Origin of the sequence: Variovorax sp. HJSM1_2 (assembly GCF_049316285.1) — a bacterium.
GTDB lineage: Bacteria > Pseudomonadota > Gammaproteobacteria > Burkholderiales > Burkholderiaceae_C > Rhodoferax_B.
On sequence record NZ_JBMOXA010000027.1, the window covers coordinates 38,201 to 62,047 of the forward strand.

The 23,847-nt window shown below is 66.6% G+C and carries 3 protein-coding genes; all 3 read right to left on the reverse strand.

The window, feature by feature from the left end:
* Window positions 1–77: 77 nt before the first annotated feature.
* The 3 genes from ACFQ95_RS21650 to ACFQ95_RS21660 are packed head-to-tail and all read right to left on the reverse strand — an operon-like array spanning window position 78 to window position 23,847.
* Window positions 78–1,628 carry a diguanylate cyclase gene (locus ACFQ95_RS21650; protein WP_422834360.1) on the reverse strand — a complete coding sequence of 517 codons (1,551 nt, stop codon included), beginning with the start codon at window positions 1,626–1,628 and terminating at the stop codon, window positions 78–80.
* The gene (locus ACFQ95_RS21655) at window positions 1,625–19,738 is read right to left on the reverse strand and encodes a cadherin domain-containing protein (protein WP_422834362.1); all 18,114 of its coding nucleotides are present in this window, start codon (window positions 19,736–19,738) and stop codon (window positions 1,625–1,627) included. Before ACFQ95_RS21655 ends, ACFQ95_RS21650 begins: the two co-directional genes overlap by 4 nt.
* Window positions 19,735–23,847 (reverse strand): PAS domain S-box protein, encoded by a 4,113-nt coding sequence (locus tag ACFQ95_RS21660; RefSeq protein WP_422834364.1) that lies wholly within the window; start codon window positions 23,845–23,847, stop codon window positions 19,735–19,737. Before ACFQ95_RS21660 ends, ACFQ95_RS21655 begins: the two co-directional genes overlap by 4 nt.

The following is a 23,847-nucleotide window of genomic DNA, read 5'->3' on the forward strand; positions in this document are numbered from 1 at the left end:
AAGGCTCAACAAACACGCGTCACCGGGATAGTCAAGCAATGACTTTCGCAATCCCTTGGGTCGCAGTAAGCGCTGGCCTATGCTGGCGTCGCTTCAGAAGGCGACCAGGTCGTGACGCGGTTACGGCCATTCTTCTTGGCGTGGTAGAGCGCCTGGTCCGCCAGGTCAATCAGTGTGGCCGGATCGGCTACGTGTGGCCCGATCTCGGCCACACCAAAACTCATCGTGACGCGCACACCAACGTGGTCGCGCAGTGACGCGCCCAGATTGCTTTCCACGTCCTCGCGCAGCCGTTCGGCAATCTCGCTGGCCTGCGCAGCCGTGCCGCCCGGCAGCATGATGCAGAACTCCTCGCCGCCGTAACGCCCGACAAAATCGCCTAGCCGCAAGCCGCGCGACAGCGCCTTCGCCGCCCCCTGTATCACCTGGTCGCCGCCAGCGTGGCCGTATTTGTCATTCACCTGCTTGAAGTGGTCGATGTCACACATGATGCAGCTGATCGGCAGGCCCGCCGCCTTGGCTTCGGCAAAACGTTGTTCCGCCTGCTGCATCAGCGAACGGCGGTTGAAGATACCGGTCAATGCGTCGCGGGTGGCCAGCAGTGTCAGTTCTTCATTCTGGCGTTCGATCTCGCGCTGCGAGGCACTCAGCGCACCCAAAGCAACCTGCAGCCGCTCGGTGCGTTCCTGCAGTTCGGTCACGTCGGAGAACGTGGCCAGGCAGCCGCGCACCTGTTTGCCCCCTTCGGTGATGGGCGCGCAGTTCATCACCAGTTCACGGCGCGGCACACCGGGCGCTTCCAGCTTTAAGGGCACCCCCAGGACGGCGCGGTTGTCCTGCACGGCCTGCCGCCACGGCAGCGCCTTGGTGTCGGCTGGCAAAGTGGCCAGCAGCCAGGAGAGTTTGGCCACGTCGACACCGGTGAGTGCTTCGGGTTGTTCGTTGTGCAATTCGCAGAAGGCACGGTTGGCGAGCATGATGCGCCCCGACAGATCGAGCACCAGCACACCTTCGGTCAGTGTGTCGAAAGCGTTGCGCACACGCTCCGGCACGGCAGCGTTTGGATCGAGGTGCCGCAAGACGCGCCGCAGGTACAGCGAAAACGCCACAAAGCCGACACCCGCGACGAACAGCATCCACCGCGCCAGCGGATCCCGCAGCCATTCGCCCATCGTGCCGGGCAAGGCCGGTTTGAAAACCAGTTGCACCTCGCCCCAGGCATTGCCGTTGGAGATCAGCGGCACGCGGATATTGTCTGTGGTCGACAAATCTCCGGGCGCCAACCGCCAGCCCCGGGTGTGCTCACCGAGCTGCGCCAGGATCTGCTTGTCGGCACCAATGACACGCGCGGACAGCAGTTGGGGCTCGCGCCGCTGCGCATCTTTCAGCACCTGCTGCAACGCAGAATCCGGCGAAGGCAGCGCATCGACGCCGGCGCGCAGCGCCAGCACCACTTCGCCGCCGACGATGCGCGCCACCTGCGAGCGGTAATGGCGCGCCGAGTCCGTGCGATCCGGCGGATAAGCCGTGAACACTTCGGCGATCAGCACCAGCGTGATCATCAACGACACCAGGCCCAACGCAACACGCACCGAGGGGCTCAGCAGGCTTTGCAACCAGCGTTTCATTTGGACTCCTGGTTCGTGCCCGATGCCATGCCGTCATGCTCTGCCTGCGCCATCTCCGCTCCTGCTGTTTCCACCGCCGCCATGCTGTCTTCGGCCGTCCGGCGGCGCGGGTCGTCGTGGCGTTGCCGGCCGGCGGGGCCCCGGTCGGCTTTTGGGTTGCGCAATACCGGCACCGGATCGAAGTTCTGCCAGGCGGGTGTGGTGGCCAGCATGCTGGTCAGCAAGGAGCTGCCACGCGCGGCCCAGATCGCAATACCGAGTGACAGCGCCATGCTGCCTATCCAGACCACGTCCATGGACTCGCCGACCGGCAACTCCACGCCGCTTCTGACGCTGTCCAGCTGCACCGGCAGGTCGTCCATGCGACGCACAGCGCCTTGTGCAAACCGCAGGCGCTCGAACTCTTCCGTCAGGTCGTCGAACTGCGACAACACCAGGCCACGACGCTCCGACAGACCGGAAACGAAGGCAGACGGCAACAGGCGCTGAGGGCTGACTTCGTAAGGCAGCAAAGGACCGTGTGACCCCATGTCCAGTGCAGGCGCCGTCGGGTCGGACTGGCTGCCGACATCCAGGCTAGGCCGTGCAGCTATTGCACCATCGGACAGGTCCATCGCGAGGTTGGGAACCGCAGTGGCGAAGCTAGCAGTGGCCCCGGTCAGCACAACAGGAGCCGGCACGCCGAACACGATGGGTAGGTCGCCAGGCTCGGTGAGCACCGGCCCCGGCGTCGTCAGCTCGCGTGCGGGCAACTGGACCGAAAAGACGGCGCTGCGTGTAGCGCCATCGCTGCTTGCAGCCTGCACCATGATGTTGTAGAACGTGCCGGGCGGGTCGCTGGCCATCAGTGCGCTGTTGGCCACCGTCACCACACCGGTGAGCGCATCAATGGCAAAGCGGCCGCCGGCGTTGTCGCTCAGGCTGTAGCGCACGCCGACCGTGCCGTCCGGGCTCACGGCATGCGCAGTGATGCCGATCGTGCTGCCGCTGCCCGCGCCTGCGGGCACCAGGTTGGCGGCGGGGTCCGCATCGCCGACAGCGCCCAGCGGTGCCTGGTTCAGTTGGCTTAGTTGCACCACAAAGGCCGTATCGCTGGTGGAGCCATCCGAACTCGTGGCGCGCACCACGATGCCGTAGGTGGCGGCGGCCTGGTTGTCCAGCAGGCTGCCGTCGGCCACGCTGACCACACCGGTGACGGCGTCGATGGTAAAGCGTCCGCCGGCGTTGTCGCTCAGGCTGTAGCTGACCGTGGCCGTGCCGTCCGGGTCGATAGCCTGGGCCGTGATGCCGACCAGCGTGCCGGTCGTGGCGTTCTCGGGCAAGCTGTCGGCGGCCGGGTCGACGTCGCTCACGGCGCCCACCGGGGCTTCGTTCACGTCGCTCAGTTGCACCACAAAGGCCGTATCGGTGGTGGAACCGTCCGAACTCGTGGCGCGCACCACGATGCCGTGTGTGATGGCGGCTTCGTAGTTCAACAGGCTGCCGTCGGCCACCGTGACCACACCCGTGGTGGCGTCGATGGTGAAGCGGCCGCCGGCGTTTTCGAGCAGCGTGTAGCTGACGGTGGCGCCGGCATCGGGGTCGCGCGCGAAGGCGGTAATGCCCACGGCCGTGCCGGTGGCAGCGTTCTCGGGCAGGCGGTTGGGCGCCGCATCGGTGTCGACCACGGGCGAGATCACGGCCTCATTCACGTTGGTCAGCGCGATGATGAAGCTGGCACTGGAGACAGAACCGTCGGACGAGGTGGCCAGCACCGTGATCTGGTGGCTGGTGGCGGCTTCAAAGTCCAGCAGGCTGCCGTTGGCCACCGTGACCACGCCAGTGACGGCATCGATGCTGAAGCGCCCGCCAGCATCGTTGCTCAGGCTGTAGCTGACCGTGGCCGTGCCGTCCGGGTCGCTGGCGTGCGCCGTGATGCCGACCAGCGTGCCGGTCGTGGCGTTCTCGGGCAAGCTGTCGGCGGCCGGGTCCACGTCGCTCACGGCGCCCACAGGGGCCTCGTTCACATCCGCCAGCTGGACGGTGAAGCTGAGCGTGGAGCTGCTGCCGTCCGAAGAGGTTGCCAGCACCGTAATCTGGTACTGGGCCTGACCCTCGTAGTCGAGCAGGCTGCCGTCGGCCACCGTGACCACACCTGTGGCCGGGTCTATGCTGAAGCGCCCACCAGCGTCGTTGCTCAGCGTATAGCTGACCGTGGCCGTGCCGTCCGTATCCACCGCCTGCGCCGTGATGCCGACCGGCGTGCCGGTGGCGGCGTTCTCGGGTACCTGGTTGGCGGCAGGGTTCACGTCGGCGATCGCGCCAAGCGGTGCCTCGTTCACATCGCCCAGGTGCACCGTGAAGCTGGTGCTGGCGCTGGAACCGTCCGAAGAGGTGGCCCGCACCGTGATGGTGTGGTTGGCCGCGCCCTCGTAGTCCAATAAGCTGCCGTTGGCCACCGTGACCACGCCGGTCACGGCGTCGATGGTGAAGCGCCCGCCGGCGTCATTGCTCAGGCTGTAGCTGACCGTGGCCGTGCCGTCCAGGTCCGCCGCATGGGCCGTGATGCCGACCAGGGTGCCGGTGGCCGCGTTTTCCGCCACCGTATTGGCTGCGGCGTCAGTGTCGGCCGGTGCGCCAACGGCGAACTCGTTCACATCCAGCACCGTGACCGTGATGGTCTGCGTGGCGCTGGCCAGGCCGTCGCTGGCCTGCACCACCACCTGGTAGATGTTGTTGCCGCCGGCGCTGGCCGCTGCCTCGTAGTTGGGCGCCGCGATAAAGCGCAGCGCGCCCGTTGTGCTGTCTATGCTGAACAGCGCGGCATCGGCGCCGCCGCTGATGCTGTAGCTGAGCGCGGGGCCGTCGATGTCGCTGGCCAGCACCGTGGTCACGGCCGTGTGGTTCTCGTCCATAGCGACCGCCGCCGTGGCGCCGCCGCCGTTGCTGGTGATCACCGGGCCGTCGTTCACGGGCGTGACGGCAATGGTCATGGTGCGTGGTGTGGGATCGGTGTCAGCGCCGCCGTTGGCCGTGCCGCCGTCGTCCTGCACCTGGAAGCTGAAACTTGTGTAGCCCGGACCATTGGCGTTGGCTGCCGGCGTGAAGACCAGCTTGCCGGCCACGATGTCGGCCACGGCCACCATCTGGCCCGCGCTGACGGCCACACCGTTCAGGCTCAGGCTGCCCACGCCGGGCAGCGCGCTAAGGCGCACGGCTTGCAGTACACCGCCGTCCAGGTCGCTGAAGCCGAAGTCCGCCAGCGTGAAGGTGTAGGGTGTGTCTTCCAGCGTGGTCACCGTGTTGTCTGCGCCCATGGGTGCATCGCTGACCGAGGTGACGCTCAGGTTGCGTGTAGCGGCAGCGCTGCTTGCGCTGCCGTCGCTAACGCTGAAAGACAGCGTGCGTATGGCCGTGCTCGGGTTGTCGCTGGTGTTGGCATAGGTGACGCTGCGCAGCGCCGCCTGATAAGCCGCCACCGTGGCGTTGCCGGAGAGGGTCAACACGCCGCTGGCGGCATCCCAGCTACCGGTGATGCCATTGGCATTGGTGAAGGCCAGCACATCCTGGCCGTTGGCGTAATTCACACTGATGGTGACCGTGGCGCCGCTGAGATTGTTGTTGTCCGCGTCGGCGACGGTCAGGCCGGGGTCTATAGGTGTGGGGTTGGCGTTCTCGGCATAAGCCAGCACCGTGCCGCTGGTGCTGACCACGGGCGCATCGTTGACGCCGGTGATGGCGATGTCGCGCGTGGCGGCGATGCTGTCCGCCTGGCCATCGTTGACCACGAAGCTGAGCGTGCGTGTGGCTGTACCGGGGTCATCACTGGTGTTGACATAACTCACGCTGCGCAGTGCGGCCTGGTAGTCGGCCACGCTGGCACTGCCCGTGAGGGTGAGCACACCGGTGGCGGCATTCCAGTTGCCGCTGATGCCGTTGGCATTGGTGAAGGCCAGCACGTCCTGGCCGATCGCGTAGTTCGCGCTGATGCTGACCGTGGCACCTGTCAACAGCGTGTCGTCGGCATCGCTGAGGCCCAGCCCGGGGGCGACAGGCGTGGTGGCGTCGTTCTCGGTGTAGGCCAGTGCAGCGCCGCCGGTGCTGACGACGGGTGGGTCGTTCACCGCCGTGACCGCAATGCTGCGTGTGGCAACCGTGCTGTTGGCGGCACCGTCGCTGACCACAAAGGACACGCTGCGCGTCGCCGTGCTGGGCTTGTCGCTGGTGTTGGTGTAGGTCACGCTGCGCAGCGCGGCCTGGTAGTTGGCCACGCTGGCGTTGCCCGTGAGCGTCAGCACGCCGGTGGCCGCGTCCCAGCTGCCCGTGATGCCGTTGGCGTTCACGAAGGCCAGCACGTCCTCACCGTTGGCGTAGTTGCCGGTGATGGTGATCGTGGCGCCACTGAGTATGCTGTTGTCCACATCGCCCACCGTGACACCCGTATCGATGAGCACGGCGGCGGCGTTCTCGGTGTAAGCCTGCGCTGTGCCGCTGGTCGTGACCACAGGTGCATCGTTGATGGCCGTGATGGTGATGTCGCGCGTGGCCGCCAGGCTGCTCAGCACCCCGTCGCTGACCGTGAAGACCACGGTGCGCGTGGCGGTGCTGGGGTTGTCGCTGGTGTTGATATAGCTCAGGCTGCGCAGCGCGGCCTGGTAGTCGGCCACCGTGGCCGTGCCGCTCAAAGTCAGCGTTCCGCTGGCCGCATCCCAGCTGCCAGTGATGCCGTTGGCGTTGCTGAAGGCCAGCAGGTCTTCGCCGTTCACGTAGTTGGTACTGATGTGAACGGTGGCGCCGCTGAGCGTGGTGTTGTCGGCGTCGCTGACCGCCACGCCCGGATCGATGGCCGTGGCTGCGTCATTCTCGGTGATGGCGAGCGCGCTGCCGGTCGTGGCCACCACCGGCGCATCGTTCACGGTCGTGATCGCGATGTCGCGTGTGACGGCCAGGCTGTCGAGGGAACCGTCGTTGACCGTGAACGCGACGGTGCGCGTGGCCGTGCTCGGGTTGTCGCTGCTGTTGACGTAGCTGATGCTGCGCAGCGCCGCCTGGTAGTCGGCCACCGAGGCCGTGCCCGAAAGCGTCAGCACGCCGGTCGCCGCGTCCCAGCTGCCCGTGATGCCGTTCTGGTCCACAAAGGCCAGCACATCCTGGCCGTTGGCGTAATTGACGCTGATCGCAACCCTGGCCCCGGTCAGCGTGGTGTTGTCCACGTCGCTGACGACCAGGCCCGGGTCTATGGCCGCTGCCCCAGCGTTCTCGGCATAACCCAGCGCCGTGCCGGTCGCCGTGAGCTGTGCTGCGTCATTGACGGCGCTGAGCACGATGTCGCGCGTGGCGGCCAGGCTGGTATCCGTGCCATCGCTGGCAGTGAAGGACACGGTGCGTGTGGCCGTGCTGGGGTTGTCGCTGGTGTTGATGTAGCTCACGCTGCGCAGCGCGGCCTGGTAGGCGGCGAGCGAGGCATTGCCCGAAAGCGTCAACACCCCGGTGGCGGCGTTCCAACTGCCCGTGATGCCCAGGCTATCGGTGAAGGCCAGCAGGTCCTGGCCGTTGGCGTAATTGACGCTGATCGCCACACTGGCCCCGGTCAGCGTGGTGTTGTCCACGTCGCTCACCGTCAGGCCGGTGTCTATGGGCATGGCGGCCGCGTTCTCCGTGTAGCCGAGCGCTGTGCCCGTGCTGACCAGGTCCGGCGCGTTGTTCACCGATGTGACGCCCAGGTTGCGCGCGGCCGGCAGGCTGGTGGCCGTGCCATCGCTCACCGTGAACGTGACCGTGCGCGTGACCGTGCCGGAATTGCCGCTGGTGTCGGTGTACAGGTAGACCACGCTGCGCAGTGCGGCCTGGTAGTCCGCTACCGTGGCCGTGCCGGACAGGGTCATCACGCCGGTGGTGCCGTCCCAACTGCCGGTGATGCCGTTGCCATCGGTGAAGCCCAGCATGTCGTGGGCGCTGTCGTAGTTGGCGGTGATGGCAATGCTGGCACCGGCCAGCACGGGGCTGTCTACATCGCTGACGACCAGGCCTGGATCGACGGCGGTGGCGGGATCGTTCTCGGTGTAGGCCAGCAGGGTGCCGGTGGTTGTGACCACCGGTGCGTCGTTGACCGCCGTGAGCGCAATATTGCGCGTGGCAGCCGTGCTGTTGGCAACACCGTCGTTGACCACGAAGGACACGCTGCGCGTGGCCGTGCTCGGGTTATCGCTGGTGTTGATGTAGGTCACGCTGCGCAGCGCGGCCTGGTAGTTGGTCACGCTGGCGCTGCCCGTGAGCGTTAACACACCGGTGGCCACATCCCAACTGCCGCTGATGCCGTTGGCATTGGTGAAGGCCAACACGTCCTCGCCGTTCACGTAGTTGCCGCTGATGCTGATGGTTGCGCCTGTCAGGGTGCTGTTGTCCACGTCCGCAATTGTGAGTCCCGGGTCCATGGGCGTGGCCGGCGTGCTCTCGGTATAGGCCAGTGCACTGCCCGTGGTCGTGAGCACCGGTGCATCGTTGACCGCCGCCACGGCCAGGCTGCGTATGGCGGCCAGGCTGTTGGCCGTGCCATCGCTGACCACGAAGGACACGGTGCGCGTGGCCGTGCTCGGGTTGTCGCTGGTGTTGCTGTAGGTCACGCTGCGCAGCGCGGCCTGGTAATCGGCCAGCGTGGCCGTTCCGCTCAAGCTCAGTATGCCGGTGGCCGCATCCCAACTGCCGGTGATGCCATTGGCGTTGATGAAGGCCAGCACGTCCTGACCGTTGGCGTAGTTGGCGCTGAGGCTCACCGTGGCGCCGACAAGCAGGCTGTTGTCCACGTCGCCCAGCGTCAGGCCGGCATCTACGGGCGTCGCCGCCGCGTTTTCGGTGTAGTTGAGCGTGCTGCCGGTCGGGGTGAGCACTGGTGCATCGTTCACGGCGGTGATGGCGATGTTGCGTGTGGCAACAGCGCTGTTGAGCGTGCCATCGTTGACCGTGAAGGACACGCTGCGCGTGGCCGTGCTGGGGTTGTCGCTGGTGTTGACATAACTCACGCTACGCAGCGCCGTCTGGTAGTCGGCCACACTGGCGCTGCCCGTGAGCGTGAGCACGCCGGTGGCGGCATCCCAGTTGCCGGTGATGCCGTTGGCGTTGGTGAAGGCCAATTGGTCTTCGCCGTTGACGTAGTTGGCGCTGAGGCTCACCGTGGCACCGACAAGCAGGGCGTTGTCCACGTCGCCTAGCGTCAGCCCGGCATCTATGGGCGTCGCCGCCGCGTTTTCGGTGTAGCTGAGCGTGCTGCCGGTCGCGCTCACCACCGGTGCATCGTTCACGGCGGTGATGGCGATGTTGCGTGTGGCGGCAGCGCTGTTGACCGTGCCATCGTTGACCGTGAAGGACACGCTGCGCGTGGCCGTGCTGGGGTTGTCGCTGGTGTTGACGTACGTGATGCTGCGCAGCGCGGCCTGATAATCAGCCAGCGTGGCGCTGCCCGTGAGCGTAAGCACGCCGGTGGTGGCGTTCCAACTGCCGGTGATGCCGTTGGCATTGGTGAAGGCCAGTTGGTCCTCGCCGTTGACGTAGTTCGCGCTGATGGCCACCGTGGCGCCCGTCAGGTTGGTGTTGTCGGCGTCGCTGACCGTCAAGCCGCCGTCCACGACCGTGGCTGCGGCGTTCTCGGTAATGGCGAGCGTGCTGCCCGTGGTCGTGAGCACCGGCGCGTCGTTCAATGCAGTCACGGCGATGTTGCGCGTGACGACAGCGCTGTTGAGCGTGCCATCGTTGACCGTGAAGGACACAGTGCGCGTGGCCGTGCTCGGGTTGTCGCTGGTGTTGACATAACTCACGCTGCGCAGCGCCGCCTGGTAGTTGGCCACACTGGCGCTACCCGAAAGCGTCAGCACGCCGGTGGCGGCATCCCAGTTGCCGGTGATACCGTTCTGGTCCACGAAGGCCAGCACGTCCTGGCCGTTCACGTAGTTGCCGCTGATCATGATGGTCGCACTGGCCAGGCTGGTGTGATCCGCATCGCTGACCACGAGGCCAGCATCGATGGCTGTGGCGGCCGCATTCTCGGTGGTGGCCAGGGTGCTCCCCGTCGTCGCCACAACGGGCGCGTCGTTGACGGCCGTGACGGCGATGCTGCGCGTGGCGGCCGTGCTGTTGGCAACACCGTCGTTGACCACGAAGGACACAGTGCGCGTGGCCGTGCTCGGGTTGTCGCTGGTGTTGACGTAAGTGATGCTGCGCAGCGCCAGTTGGTAGTTGGCCACGCTGGCGCTGCCCGTGAGCGTCAACACGCCGGTGGCCGCATCCCAACTGCCGCTGATGCCGTTGGCATTGGTAAAGGCCAGCACATCCTCGCCGTTGACGTAGTTGGCGCTGATGCTGACCGAGGCTCCCGTCAGGTTGGTGCTGTCGGCGTCGTGGACCGCCACGCCCGCATCCACGGCCGTGGCCGCAGTGTTTTCGGTATAGGCCAGTGCACTGCCCGTGGCCGTCACCACGGGCGCGTCGTTCACCGCTGTCACCGCGATGTCGCGCGTCGCCACCGCGCTGGTGGCCGAACCGTCACTTGCCGAGAACGACACGGTGCGCGTGGCCGTACTCGGGTTTTCGCTGGTATTGACGTAGCTGACGCTGCGCAGCGCGGCCTGGTAGTTGGCGACCGTGGCGCTGCCGCTGAGCGTCAGCACGCCGGTGGTGGCGTTCCAGCTGCCCGTGATGCCGTTGGCATTGGTGAAGGCCAACACGTCCTCACCGTTGACGTAGTTGGCACTGATGCTCACCGTGGCGCCGCTCAGGTTGGTGTTGTCCACATCGCTGACGCTGACACCGGCATCAATGGCCGTGGCGGCGGCATTCTCGGTGGTGGCCAGGGTGCTCCCCGTCGTCGCCACAACGGGCGCATCGTTCACCGCCGTGACAGCGATATTGCGCGTGGCGGCCAGGCTGTTGGCAACACCGTCGTTGACCGTGAAGGACACAGTGCGCGTGGCCGTGCTCGGGTTGTCACTGGTGTTGACGTAGCTGATGCTGCGCAGCGCCGCCTGGTAGTTGGCTACCGAGGCGCTGCCCGAAAGTGTGAGCACACCGGTGGCGGCGTCCCAACTGCCGGTAATGCCGTTGGCGTTGGTAAAGGCCAGCACATCCTGGCCGTTGACGTAGTTTGCGCTGATGCTCACCGTGGCGCCACTCAGATTGGTGTTGTCCACATCGCTGACGCTGACAGCGGCATCGATGGCTGTGGCGGCGTCGTTCTCGGTGATCGCAAGCGCGCTTACTGTCGTGCTCACCACCGGCACGTCGTTCACTGCGGTCACGGAGATGTCGCGCGTCGCCACAGCGCTGGTGGCCGAACCGTCGCTTGCCGAGAACGACACGGTGCGCGTGGCCGTGCTCGGGTTTTCGCTGGTATTGACGTAGCTGACGCTGCGCAGCGCGGCCTGGTAGTTGGCGACCGTGGCGCTTCCGCTGAGCGTCAGCACGCCGGTGGTGGCATTCCAGCTGCCCGTGATGCCGTTGGCATTGGTGAAGGCCAGCACGTCCTCACCGTTGACGTAGTTGACGCTGATGCTCACCGTGGCGCCGCTCAGGTTGGTGTTGTCCACATCGCTGACGCTGACACCGGCATCAATGGCCGTGGCGGCGGCATTCTCGGTGTAGCCCAGGGTGCTGCCGGTGGTGGTCACCACGGGCGCATCGTTCACCGCCGTGACAGCGATATTGCGCGTGGCGGCCGTGCTGTTGGCAACACCGTCGTTGACCGTGAACGACACAGTGCGCGTGGCCGTGCTCGGGTTGTCACTGGTGTTGACGTAGCTGACGCTGCGCAGCGCCGCCTGGTAGTTGGCTACCGAGGCCGCGCCCGAAAGCGTCAGCACACCGGTGGTGGCGTTCCAGTTGCCGGTGATGCCGTTCTGATCCACGAAGGCCAGCACATCCTGGCCGTTGGCATAGTTGGCGCTGATCGTCACCGTGGCGCCGGCCAGGCTGGTGTTGTCCACGTCGCTGACGGCCAGGCCCATGTCTATGGCCGTGGCCGCCGCGTTCTCGGTGTAGGCCAGCGTCGTGCCCGAGGTCGTGAGCACCGGCGCATCGTTCACGGCGCTGATGTTGACGGTGGTGCTGCCCGAGCTGGCGAGCGCACCGCCGCCGCCCTGGGCGCCGGTGTTGCCGTCGCTGAACGACCAGGACAGCAGCACCGAGGCCGGCGGGTCGTCGCTGCTGTTGGCGTAGCCTATGGCACGCAGCACGTTGTTGACCAGCGTCTGTGTGGCATTGCTGTTGAAGCTCAGCACCAGGGTGCCGCCGCTGTTGGTGGTGACGGTGCCGACCGTCGTGCCGCCGTAGACCAGGTTGCCACCCTGCGTCAGCGCCGCAAGCGAGCCCCCCGTGGCCGCGAACAGGTCCTGCGCGTTGGCGCCGCCGTTGCGCAGCAGCGTGAGCGTGGCACCGGCGTAATTGCCGCTGGCGGCCAGTTCGCTGTCCACCGCCGTGGCGCCAGGCGCCAGCGCCACGGCCGCAGCGTTTTCGGTGGTGGCCGCACTGGCCGCCACCGTCAGCACCGGCGCCGTGTTGGCGGCCTGCACATTGGCCGAGAACTCCGAGGTCGAGCCGTAGTTGCTGGCACCGATCTTCTCTGTGGCCGTGGCAGAGATCCAGGCGCCATACGTCAGCCCCGAGGCCGCCAGCGTGGTGCTGATGCTGGCATTGCCGCTGGCGTCGGTCGTGACCTCGACGAAGCCCAGATAGACATTACCTTCGCCGTTGCCCGAACCGTCGGTGCTGCCGTAGGGGATGCCAAAGAATTCGATGCGGTAGGTCTTGTTGGCCTCGCTGTTCAGGCTGCCGGTGACCGTGAACTGGTTGCTGGCCAGGCTGACGGACGCGACCACCGGAAAGTTCTGCCGGTTGTTGGGGCCGGTGTCGGCATCACCGGTATCGTTGGCCGTGACACCACCGCCCGCCAGGTCTATGCCCAGGCCACCGTTCGAGTAGATGCTGTTGCCCAGGATGGCATTGCCGGCACCCGCGCCAGTGACGATGGCGACGCCCGCCGCGGATGATCCGGCAATGAGGTTGCCTTCACCCGCCGCCGTGCCACCGATCTGGTTGTTCTGCGCGCCGCTGCGGATGTACACCCCTTCGGAGCCCACGCCCTGCGGCGTGCCGCTGGCATTGGTGCCCAGGTAGTTGCCTATGACGCGGTTGCCGGTGGCCCCTGCTCCCTGCAGCACCACACCAGCGCCCGAGCCCAGCATGCCCGTGATCACGTTGCGGTCTGCCGTCGTCGTGCCGCCAATGGTGTTGTTCGCACTTTCCACCGAAATGCCCCAGGTGGTCTGGGCACTGGCGGCGCTGGTGTAGCTGCCATCGGCCTGCAAGGGGCCGATGTAGTTGCCGACGATGGTGTTGCCGCTGGAGCCGGACTGCAGTCGGATGGCGTAGTCGAAGCCCCGGATGACGAGGCCACGTACCGTGCTGCCGCCACTGCCGCTGGCGAAGTTCAGGCCGACCCAGTTGCTGCCGCTGCCGTTGCCCTGCAGCACGATGGCCGGACGGTTGCCGTTCGCCGTGTAGCTGGCCGTGTCGGTCGTGCCGTCGATGACCACCGGCTTGGTGATGGCGGGCAGCTCCGAGCCCAGCGTGATGGTGTGCACGGCGTTGCCCGCGATGCTGAAGTTCACCAGCGTGGGCAGGCTGCCGGCCGGTGTGTTGTTGATCGCGATGATGGCTTCGCGCAGCGAGATGAAGCCGTCCGCACCCTTGCTGGCCAGCAGCGTGGAAATGCTGGTGGTGTCGCCGTCCAGCGTGTCGGCTGCCGTGTCCACCACCAGCACGGCCTGCGTGCTGGAGATCGCCACGAGGCTCTTGGCGAACTCCGAGGTGTCGCTGAAGCTGCCGTAGCCGGCCACGGACTTGGTAGCCGTGGCCGAGATGAAAGCCCCGGCCGCCACGGTGGCGGTCAAGGTGGTGGAGAACGTGGCGTTGCCCGAGCCATCGGTCAGCACGTTGACGAAACCCAGGTAGGTCTGGCCCTCGCCATAACCCGTGCTGTCGTTGGCCGTGTTGGCGAAGATCTCGATGCGGATGTAGCTGTTGGCCGTGCTGTTGATCGTGCCCGTGATCTCGAAGTTGCCGGCCCCGTTCGTGCGCGCCACCGTCAGCACCGGGAAGTTCTGCAGGTTGTTCGGCCCGCTGTCGGCGTCGCCCGTGTCGTTGGCCGTTACGCCATCGACGTTGAGGTCGATGCCCAGGCCGGTGTTGCCGTAGATGCTGTTGCCCAGCAGGCTGTTGCCGGTGCCCGCCGAGGAGGAGAGCACGATGCCGCCCTCGCTCTGGCTATAGGCCACCACATTGCCCTGCACCAGGCTGTTGGCAGCTCCCGCGGTGATGTAGATGCCGGACTCTGCCATGCCCCAGGTGGCCGTGCCCGCCAGGTTCGTGCCGGTGCGGTTGCCCTGGACCACGGTGCCGGTTGCGTCCGAGATCACGATGCCGGAGTGAGCGGTCCGCACGACGACGTTGCCTTCGCCGGCACCCAGTCCGCCGATGCGGTTGTTCTGGGCGCTGGCCCCGACGCGGATACCGACGCCGGAGGAGTCCACCGTCGTCGCGCCATCGGGCAACAGGCCGACCCAGTTGCCCAGCACCGTGTTGTTGAGGGCGCTGCTGCCCTGGAGGTCGATCGCGGCCGAGCCGCTGCCGGCCAGCAGGTTGCGGTCGGCTGCGGTGGTGCCGCCGATGGTGTTGTTGGCACCGGAAACCAGGATGCCGTCGTAGCCCAAGGTCGTCGCGATGGCCAGGCCACTGGCGCCGACCTTGCCGAAGTAGTTGCCTGCGACGGTGTTGCCATCGGAGCCGGCCTGGATATTGATACCCGATGCCTGGGAGTTGGTGAACACGAAGCCGCGGATGGTGCTGCCATCGGCATTGGTGCCCAGGGTCAGCAGGTCGAAACTGCCGTTGTTGCCGTCGAGCACGATGGCCGGGCGGTTGCCGTTGGCGGCGAAGCTGTCGTCCGTGGTGGCATTCAGCACCACCGGTCGGTCGATGGTGGGCAGTGCCGAGGTCAACGTGATGGTGTGCACGCCCGTGCCGGCGATGGCGAAGTTCACCAACGTGGGTAGACTGCCGGCCGGCGTGCCGTTGATGGCCAGCAGCGCCTCGCGCAGCGAGATGAAGCCGTCCGCCCCTTTGCTGGCCAGCAAGGTGGAGAGGCTGGTGGTGTCGCCGTCCACCGTGTCGGAGGCGGTGTCCACCACCAGCGTGTTCTGCACGGTGGAGATGGCGACCACGCTCTTGGCGAATTCCGAGGTGTCGGTGAAGCTGCTGTAGGTGTTGTCGGTGGTGCGCGTGGCCGTGGCCGAAATGTAGGCACCGACGGCCACGGTGGCGCTGAGCGTGGTCGAGAACGTGGCATTGCCGCTCGCGTCGGTGCTCACATTGATGAAGCCCAGGTAGGTCTGGCCTTCGCCGTAGCCGCTGGCGTCGTTGCTGGTGTTGGCGAACAGCTCGATGCGAAAGAAGCTGTTGGCCGTGCTGTTGATGGAACCGATGACCGTGATGCTGCCCGCGCCGTTCGTGCTCGCCACCGCCAGCACCGGGTAGTTCTGCAGGTTGTTCGGTCCGCTGTCGGCGTCGCCGGTGTCGTTGGCCGTCACGCCGTTGAAGCCCAGGTCTATGCCCAGGCCCCCGCTGCTGTAGATGCTGTTCTGCAGCAGGGCCACGCCCGTGGCGCCGGTGTCGATCAGGACGCCGCCGTTGGCGCCACTGAAGGCGATGGTGTTGCCTTGCACCATGGAGCCGGTGGACGTGCCGGAGAAATACACGCCCGCAGCCGTCGTGCCCCAGTTGCTCGTGCCGGCCAGGTCGGTGCCGATGCGGTTGCCCTGGATCAGCGTGCCGGTGGACGACACGCCACCCGCGGCGCTCAAGCTCGTGCGCACGATCCAGTTGCCCTCGCCGGCGCCCAGCCCACCGATGCGCGTATTGGTCGCACCGCTGTAGGCGGTGATGCCGTCGCCCGTGCTGGCCACCGAGGTCACGCCGTCGGGCAATACGTTGATCCAGTTGCCCTGCACCACGTTGTTGGCGGCGCTGGCACCGCTGACGCGGATGGCGCTGCCACTGAGGCCCGCCAGGATGTTGCGATTGGCCGACGTGCTGCCGCCTATGGTGTTGTTGGCCCCCTCGACGCGGATGCCGTTGCCGACCGCGAGCGCGTTGCTCAGTCCGTTGGCACCTACGCGGCCGATGTAGTTGCCGGCGATGGTGTTGCCGTCCGAGCCCGCCTGGACCCAGATGGCGTTGCCCGTCAGGTTGGTGACCACCAGGCCACGGATGGTGCTGCCGTCGGCATTGGCGCCCAGCACCAGGCCGTCTATGGCAGCGCCGTTGCCGTTCAGCACGATGGCCGGCCGGCCGCCGTTGGCCGCCACACTGGCCGTGTCGGTGGTGCCGTCTATGACCACGGGCCGGTCGATGACCGGCAGGGCCGATGCCAGCGTAATGGTGTGGATGCCACTGCCCGCAATGCTGAAGTTCACCAACGTGGGCAGGCTGCCGGCGGGCGTGCCGTTGATGGCCAGCAGCGCCTCGCGCAGCGAGATGAAGCCGTCCGCGCCCTTGCTGGCCAGCAGCGTGGACAGGCTGGTGGTGTCACCATCCACCGTGTCGGAGGCCGTGTCCACCACCAGCGTGTTCTGCGTGGTGGAGATGGCCACGATGGTCTTGGCGAATTCCGAGGTATCACTGAACGTGGCGTAGCTGCTGTCGGACTTGGTGGCCGTGGCCGAGATGTAGGCACCGACGGCCACGGTGGCGCTCAATGTGGTGGAGAAGCTTGCGTTGCCCGAGGCATCGGTCAGCACGTTGATGAAGCCCAGCAGCGTGCGGCCCTCGCCATAGCCGCTGACGGTGTTGCTGGTATTGGAAAAAACTTCGATGCGGATGTAGGTGTTGGCCGTGCTGTTGATCGTGCCCGTGATCGTGAAGTTGCCCGCGCCGTCGGTACGTGCCACGGTCAGCACAGGGAAGTTCTGCAGGTTGTTGGCGCCGGTGTCGGCGTCGCCCGCGTCGTTGGCCGTGACGCCGCTGGCTCCGAGGTCGATGCCCAGCGATCCCGCGTTGGTGTTCGTGCTGTAGATGCTGTTGCCGAGGATGGCGTTGCCGGTGCCGCTGGAAACACTGATGGCATCGGCCGTGGTGCCCTGCTGGTTCGAGAAGGCAATGATGTTGCCTTGGCCCGCCAGCGTGCCGCCGATCAGGTTGTTGCTGCCCGCCACGCGGATACCGCTCTGCTTGCCGCCCCAGTTGGCCGTTCCCGCCAGGTCGGTGCCTATGCGGTTGCCCTGCACCGTGATGCCGTCGGTCTGCAGCGAGATGCCCGCCGTGGTGGTGCTACCGATCCAGTTGCCGCTGATCACCATGCCGGCGCCGGTGGCGTAGACGATGATGCCGACCGGCGTGGTGGTGCTGATGAGGCCCGTACCCGCGGCGTTGATGCCTATGCGGTTGTTCAGCACCAGCGTGCCGCCGCCACCGGTGTTGACGGCGATGCCGGCGTCACCGGCACCGGAGATCAGGTTGTTCTCTATGCGTGTGTTGGCGGAACTGCCGCTGTTGACCCAGATGCCCGACTGCAGGCCCGTGAAGCCGGTCGTGCCGCTGGCGTTCACACCCGCGTAGTTGCCCAGGATCTGGTTGCCGTTGCCGGACTCGATCAGGATGGCGTAGAAGCCCGCCGCCGTGCCGTCCAGGCCAAGCACGTTGCGGTCGGCCGCCGTGCTGCCGCCGACGATGTTGTTGCTGCTCTGGATCCAGATCACATCGTCGCCCGAGGCCACGGCCGCCTGTTCGCCGTCGGCGCCGATGGCGCCCAGGTAGTTGCCCACGATGGTGTTGCCGCTGGAGCCCGCCATGATGCGGATGGCCGAGGCGCTGTTGTTCGAGGCGTAGTTCTGGATCACCAGCCCGCGTATGGTGGATCCGCCCGAACCCGTGTCCAGCCGCAAGCCGTCGCCGGCGATGCCGCCCACGTTGATGACGATGGCCGGCCGGCCGCCGTTGGCCGTCACGCTGCCGGTGTCGGTCGTGCCGTCTATGACCACCTGCTTGGTGATGGTGGGCAACAGCGTCGACAGCGTGATGGTGTGCACCACGTTGCCGCTGATGTTGAACGTGATCAGCGTGGGGCCCGAGGCCGCGTTGGCCGCGGTGATGGCCGCGCGCAGCGAGCCGGCGCCGGAATCGGCCGTGGTGGTCACGACCTGCTCGTTCATCGCCGTGGTGGCGCGGTAGGCCGAGAACTCCGAGGTTTCATAGAAGACGGTGGCGGCCGTGCCGGTGCGCGTGGCCGTGGCGCTGATCAGCGCACCCGTGGCCACCGCGTTGCCCGACAGCGTGGCCGCGATGGTGGCGTTGCCCGAGGCGTTGGTGGTGACCAGGACATAGCCCAGGTAGATGCGGCCCTCGGCCGTGCCGGTGCCAGAGGGCGTGGCGTAGAACTCGATGCGGAAGCTGGTGTTGGCCGTGCTGTTCAGCGTGCCCTGGACGGCCACGTAGCCGGTGCCGCTGGAGCTGCTCTGCGCCGCCGTCAGCACAGGGAAGTTCTGCAGCGCGTTGGCGCCGGTGTCGGGATCGCCGGCATCGTTGGCCGTGCTGCCGTTGTCGCCCAGGTCGATGCCAATGGAGGACACGCCGGCAATCGTATTGCCCAGGATGCTGGCCACCGTGCCGGCGGTGGTGACGACCACACCCTTGGCACCGCCCATGATGACGTTGCCCTCGCCAGCGTTGACGCCACCGATCTGGTTGGCGGTGCCGGCCGAGACGCTGATGCCGTTGCTGGTGCTGGCGGTCAGCGCAGCAGTGCCGGCGGCCGTGGTGCCGATCAGGTTGCCCTGCACCAGCAGCGTGCCGGTGGCGCTGGAGACCACGTTGTTGGTGTTGCCAGCGATCAGGTTGCGCGCCGCCGCCGTGCTGCCGCCAATGGTGGTAGCGCCCGTGCCGGCCACCGAGACGCCGATGGCGTTGGCCGCCGCCGTGCTGCCGGCCGCATCGGTGCCGATGAAGTTGCCGGTGACCGTGAGCCCACCCACACTGGTCAGGATGCCGGCGCCGGTGAAGCCACCTATGGCCAGGCCACTGACCACACTGCCGCTGCTGCCGCTGCCGAAGTTCAGGCCGTTGGCACCGGCGCCGGCACCAGAGCCGTTCAAGGCGATGCGGATGATGGCGTTGCTGCCGCTGCCAGCGCTGTTGGCCGTGGCATCGGACTGGGTGTAGCCGTTGATGGTCAGGGCGCCCGTGATGGTCGGCAGCGCCGTGCTCAGGTTGATGGTCTGCAGGCCCGCGCCCGCGATGTTGAAGACGATGGTGTCGGCGCCGGCATTGGCATTGGCGTCGCTGATGGCCTGGCGCAGCGTGCCGGCGCCGCTGTCGGCGGTGCTGGTCACGGTGTAGGTGGCCAGCAGGCCCTGCCACTGCGCCTGGGTCTGCAGGCCCAAGGCCAGCTGGGCCTCGATGTGGCCGGTCTGCATTTCCAGCGTCCAGTTGCCGCCCAGGCCGCTGAAGCCGGTGAGGTCTTCGGATGCGGCCACATCGGCGCCGGTCAGTTGCGCCAGGTTTTGCACCAGCGCACGGCCGTCCGCCCCGGCCGCCACGTCGCAACCGTAGATCAGCAGATCGGCATCGGCTTCGAGCTGGCGGCCCCAGCCTGAGATTTCCTCGGCGCGCTGCAGCAGCGCATCCTGATCCAATGTTGTGTTGCCGAGTTGCACACTGCCTTCGCCGCCGTGGGCAATCAGATGCACGGCCGAAACCTCGCTGCGCCCTTGCAGCGCTGCGCTGATGGCGGCGATGCCGTCTTCGTTTTCGCCTATGCGCACGACCTCAATGGCACGGCCGGCTGTGGCCTGGGCCTGGATGTCGCGCACCAGGGTGTCGGCATCGGGTACCCGCGCGTCGATGAACACCAGCTCGACTGCTGGGCTCTGCGCGGCACTGGTTGGGGACTGGGCTTCGGCACTGACGGTTTCCTGCTGCGCCAACGTGGCGACCGCCGCCGCCGCGGCCAGCGGATGGTCGGCCGCGTAGAGGATGCGCTCTTCCACATCCTCCAGCAGGGGTCGCGCACGTGGTGGCGCCGCCGACCCTCTCATGGTGTCGCCTCTATGGTGACCCCGTGCTCTGCTGCGGCCGCCTGCAGGGTCTCCAGCGCGGCGTCGAAGTCGTAGTCGTTGATGGCGCTTTCGATTTCGGTCACGGCGGCTTCACCCAGCAGATGGTGCAGGCCGGCACGGTGTTGGGCCAGATGGTCTGCGGTTTCGCCTTCGCTGGCCGCCAGCAGCCGGGCCAGTTGGGCGGCTGCGGCCTGTGCCTTGGCGACCTCGTGTATCGAGGCCGGGGCCGCTGCGGTCACGGCTGGCGGCGCGGCATCGGCCAGCAACGGTTGCAAGGCCGCCACAACCCGTGCCAGCCCAACATCGAAGCTTTGCCGTTCGGCCGCGCCGTCCCGACCACTGTGCAACGCCTGTTCGAGGTCCGCGGCCGCCTGCTGCAGGGCCACAAGCCCGATGTTGCCGGCCACGCCGCGCACGGTATGCGCGGTACGCTCGGCCGTGGTGAGGTCGCCGGCCGCCAGGGCCGCGGCGATGCGTTCGCCGGCGTCGGCCTGCCGCTCGGCGAACTGGCGCAGCAACTGCAGGTACAGCTTGCGATTGCCGGCGACGCGTTGCAACCCCAGTGTGGCATCCAGGCCCGGCATGTCGGGAAGGGAAAGCTCGGGCGGCGCATCCGCCACGGCTTGCGCCGGGGCCGGAGAAGCTTGCGCAGGCGCCGCGTTTTCAGGGCGGGCACGCACCCAGCGCGCCAGGGTTTGGAACATGGCCGGCGGATCGATGGGTTTGGTGATGTGGTCGACCATGCCTGCGGCCAGGCAACGTTCACGTTCTTCGACCATCGCATGGGCCGTCATGGCGATGATGGGAATCGCGTCGTGGCGCTGGTCTGCGCGGATCAAACGGGTGGCGGCCATGCCGTCCATCACGGGCATCTGCAGGTCCATCAGCACCGCGTCGTAAGTCTTTCCGGCATCGAGCATGTCGACCGCTTCGCGGCCGTTCGCGGCAATCTCCACCACCGCACCAACACCCTGCAGCAGCTCCACCGCGATCTGCTGGTTGATCTCGTTGTCTTCGGCCAGCAGCAGCCGCACCCCCTGCAGTTGCTGGGTATCAAGCTCGGCCGCCTCGGCCCCCGCCGTGGCGCGGAAATCGGGCGCGAGCATGCCAACCAGCGTGTCCACCAGCATGGACTGGTTCACTGGCTTGACGATGAAGGCGTTGATGCCGGCCTTTTCCGCCATGCTCCGGATGTCGTCGCGCCCGTAGGCCGTGGCCATCACGATATGCGGCGGCCTGGCAGCGCCCTGCGTGATGCGGCGGATGTGCTGCACGGTCTCTATGCCGTCCATGCCCGGCATCATCCAGTCCACCAGCATCAGGCCGAAGGGCTGCTCCACGCTGGCCTGCTGCACCGCCGCGATGGCGAGTGCGCCGGATTCCACGGCGCTGACGTCGAAGCCCAGCTCGGCCAGTTGCGCCGCGAAGATCTCGCGTGCCGATGCGTTGTCGTCCACCACCAGCGCGCGCATGCCCTGGAACGGCCCTAACACCTCGCGGTGGGCCTCGGCCAAGGCCTCGCCTATGCCGAAACGCAGGCTGAAATGGAACAGGCTGCCTTCGCCTGGCGCTGAATCGACCGCAATGCTGCCGCCCATCAGCTCCACCAGCCGCTTGCTGATGGTCAGACCGAGGCCGGTACCACCATATTTGCGCGTAGTCGAGCCATCGGCCTGGGAGAAGGCCTGGAACAAGCGCGCGGTCTGCTCGGCCGTCATGCCTATGCCGCTGTCCTTGACACCTACGTGTAATGTCACCGTATCGGCAGCGCGCTCCACCTCGCGCACTGCAACCAGAATCTGGCCGTGCTCGGTGAACTTGACGGCGTTGCTGACCAGGTTGGTGATGATCTGGCCCAGCCGCAAGGGATCACCAAGCAGCGATTGCGGCACTTCCGGTGCCGTGTCGAACAGCAGTTCCAGGCCTTTGTCGGCGGATTTCTGCGCCAGCAGCGACGACACGTTGGCGAGCACTTCGTCGAGCCGGAACGGCACGGATTCGATGTCCAGCTTGCCGGCCTCGACCTTGGAGAAGTCCAGGATGTCGTTGATGATGCCCAGAAGTGCGGTGCCGGCGTTGTGCACGTTGGCCACATAACTGCGCTGGCGTTTGTTCAGATCGGTCTTCAGCGCCAGGTAGGACATGCCTATGATGGCGTTCATCGGCGTGCGGATCTCATGGCTCATATTGGCCAGGAACATGGACTTGGCCTGCGCCGAATCCTCGGCCAGACGCTTGGCTTCACGCAGCGCCTCGGCGGCTTCGCTCTCCATGGTCACGTCTTCCATGAACCAGACGCTGCCCTGGGTCGAATTGCGGTCGATGTAGCTGGCCGACATGCGGCACCAGAAAGAGCCGCCATCCTTGCGCACCAGCAACCTGTCGTTGCGGTGGTCGCGGCCCTGGCCTATGCGTGCGTTGGCGGCATGGCGGAAGTTCTCGTAATCTTCGTCGCTGGCATACCAGAGCCGGGTCGGCTGGCCCTGCAGATCACCGGCATCGTAGCCAAACATCTCTTCAAGCTTGCGGTTGCAGCGCAGGATGATGCCGTCCTGCAATACCGCAATGCCCACGCCCGCGGTCTCGAAGATCGCCACCTGCTCCTTGTGCGCCAGGCGCAGCGCGTCTTCGGCGGCCTTCAGCGGGTCGATGTCGACCAGCACCCCCACCAGGCCGCCGGGCGTGCCGTCGGGCTTGCGGAAACCGCTGACCGAAGACAACACATGGTGCATACGGCCGTCGGCGAACAGCAACTGCAGTTCCTGCTGCATGTGTGATCCCTGGGCCAGCACCTGCTCATGTTCGGCCTGCAGCGTGGTGCGCCGCTCCGGCGAAAGAAACTCCAACTCGTCGCTGCGCCGCCCCATCAACTGTGCGCGTGGCACGCCGAAATATTCTTCGTAGGCCTGGTTGCAACCCAGGAAACGGGTGTCGGGGCCCTTGTAGAACACCGCGTTCGGGATGCGGTCTATCATGGTCTGCAAGAACACCGTCATTTCGTCCACCTGCCGGCGCGTTTCCTTGGCCTCGGTGATGTCGATGATGGTGAACTGGATCAACACCCCGCCGCGGTAGCGAAACGGCGTGCTGTGCACCTCGGCTATCCATTCCGTGCCGTCGGGCCGGCGGTGGCGCCATTCGAAGTTGGGCATCTCGTTGCCGCGGCTGGCGAGTCTGCGCCGGCCGGCCGCCAGACGTTCCACCGAGCTGAAGCCATCGTCCTGGTACTCTGCCGACACCGCCAGCACATTGCGCCCCAGCAGGTCTTCGCGCCGCTCCAGGCCATACAGCTTGCGTGCCGCGTTGTTGCAGTCGGTATAGCAGTCCTTGACCGGGTCATAGATGGAGATCGCGATATGCGATTCCTGCAGCATGCGGCTGTAAGTTTCGTTGTCCTGCCGGGCTTCCTGCGCACGGCGCGTATCCGATTCGTCATCAATGATCCAGATGCGGCCCTGCTGATAGCCATCCACATCGATGGCGCGGATACGCGCATAAGCCTGGAAGCGGCTGTTGTCCTGGCGCCGCGCATTCCACTCGCCGCTGAAGGCCATATTGGCGGCAAAAGCCCGGCCAACCTCGGCGTCGAAGCGTTGCAGCTCGAATTCGTCCGCATAAAGGTCCAGTATGGGCTGGCCGACCAGGGCTTCGGTGTCGGCGAAGCCGAACATCTCGGCGAAACGCGGGTTGGCGCGCAGCAGCTTGCCGTCGGCGGTGTAGGCGATGCCGGTGTGCAGGTTCTGCAGCAGCATCGCCTGTTCCTCGGCGGCAGCCAGCCGGCGCTGTGCGCAAAGGTCGACAACCGCCACGCTGAACACGCTGTCGGTGCCCGTGTTCAGCGCCAGACACTGCAACCGGCCGACGAAGGTCGACCCATCCCGGCGCAGCAGCCGCGCCTCATGGTCCGCCACCTCGCCGGATTGGTCCAGCCGGTCCACGAAGCCTTGCAGGCCCTGCCCGGCGTCGGCATACAGCGCCGCGTCCAGCGGCGAAGGTGTGTCGTCCTGCGAGTAGCCGAACAGCTCGGACCAGCCCGCACTGACCCGCTGGATGCGGCCTGCGCGGTCGAACACCATCAGCGCCGGCAT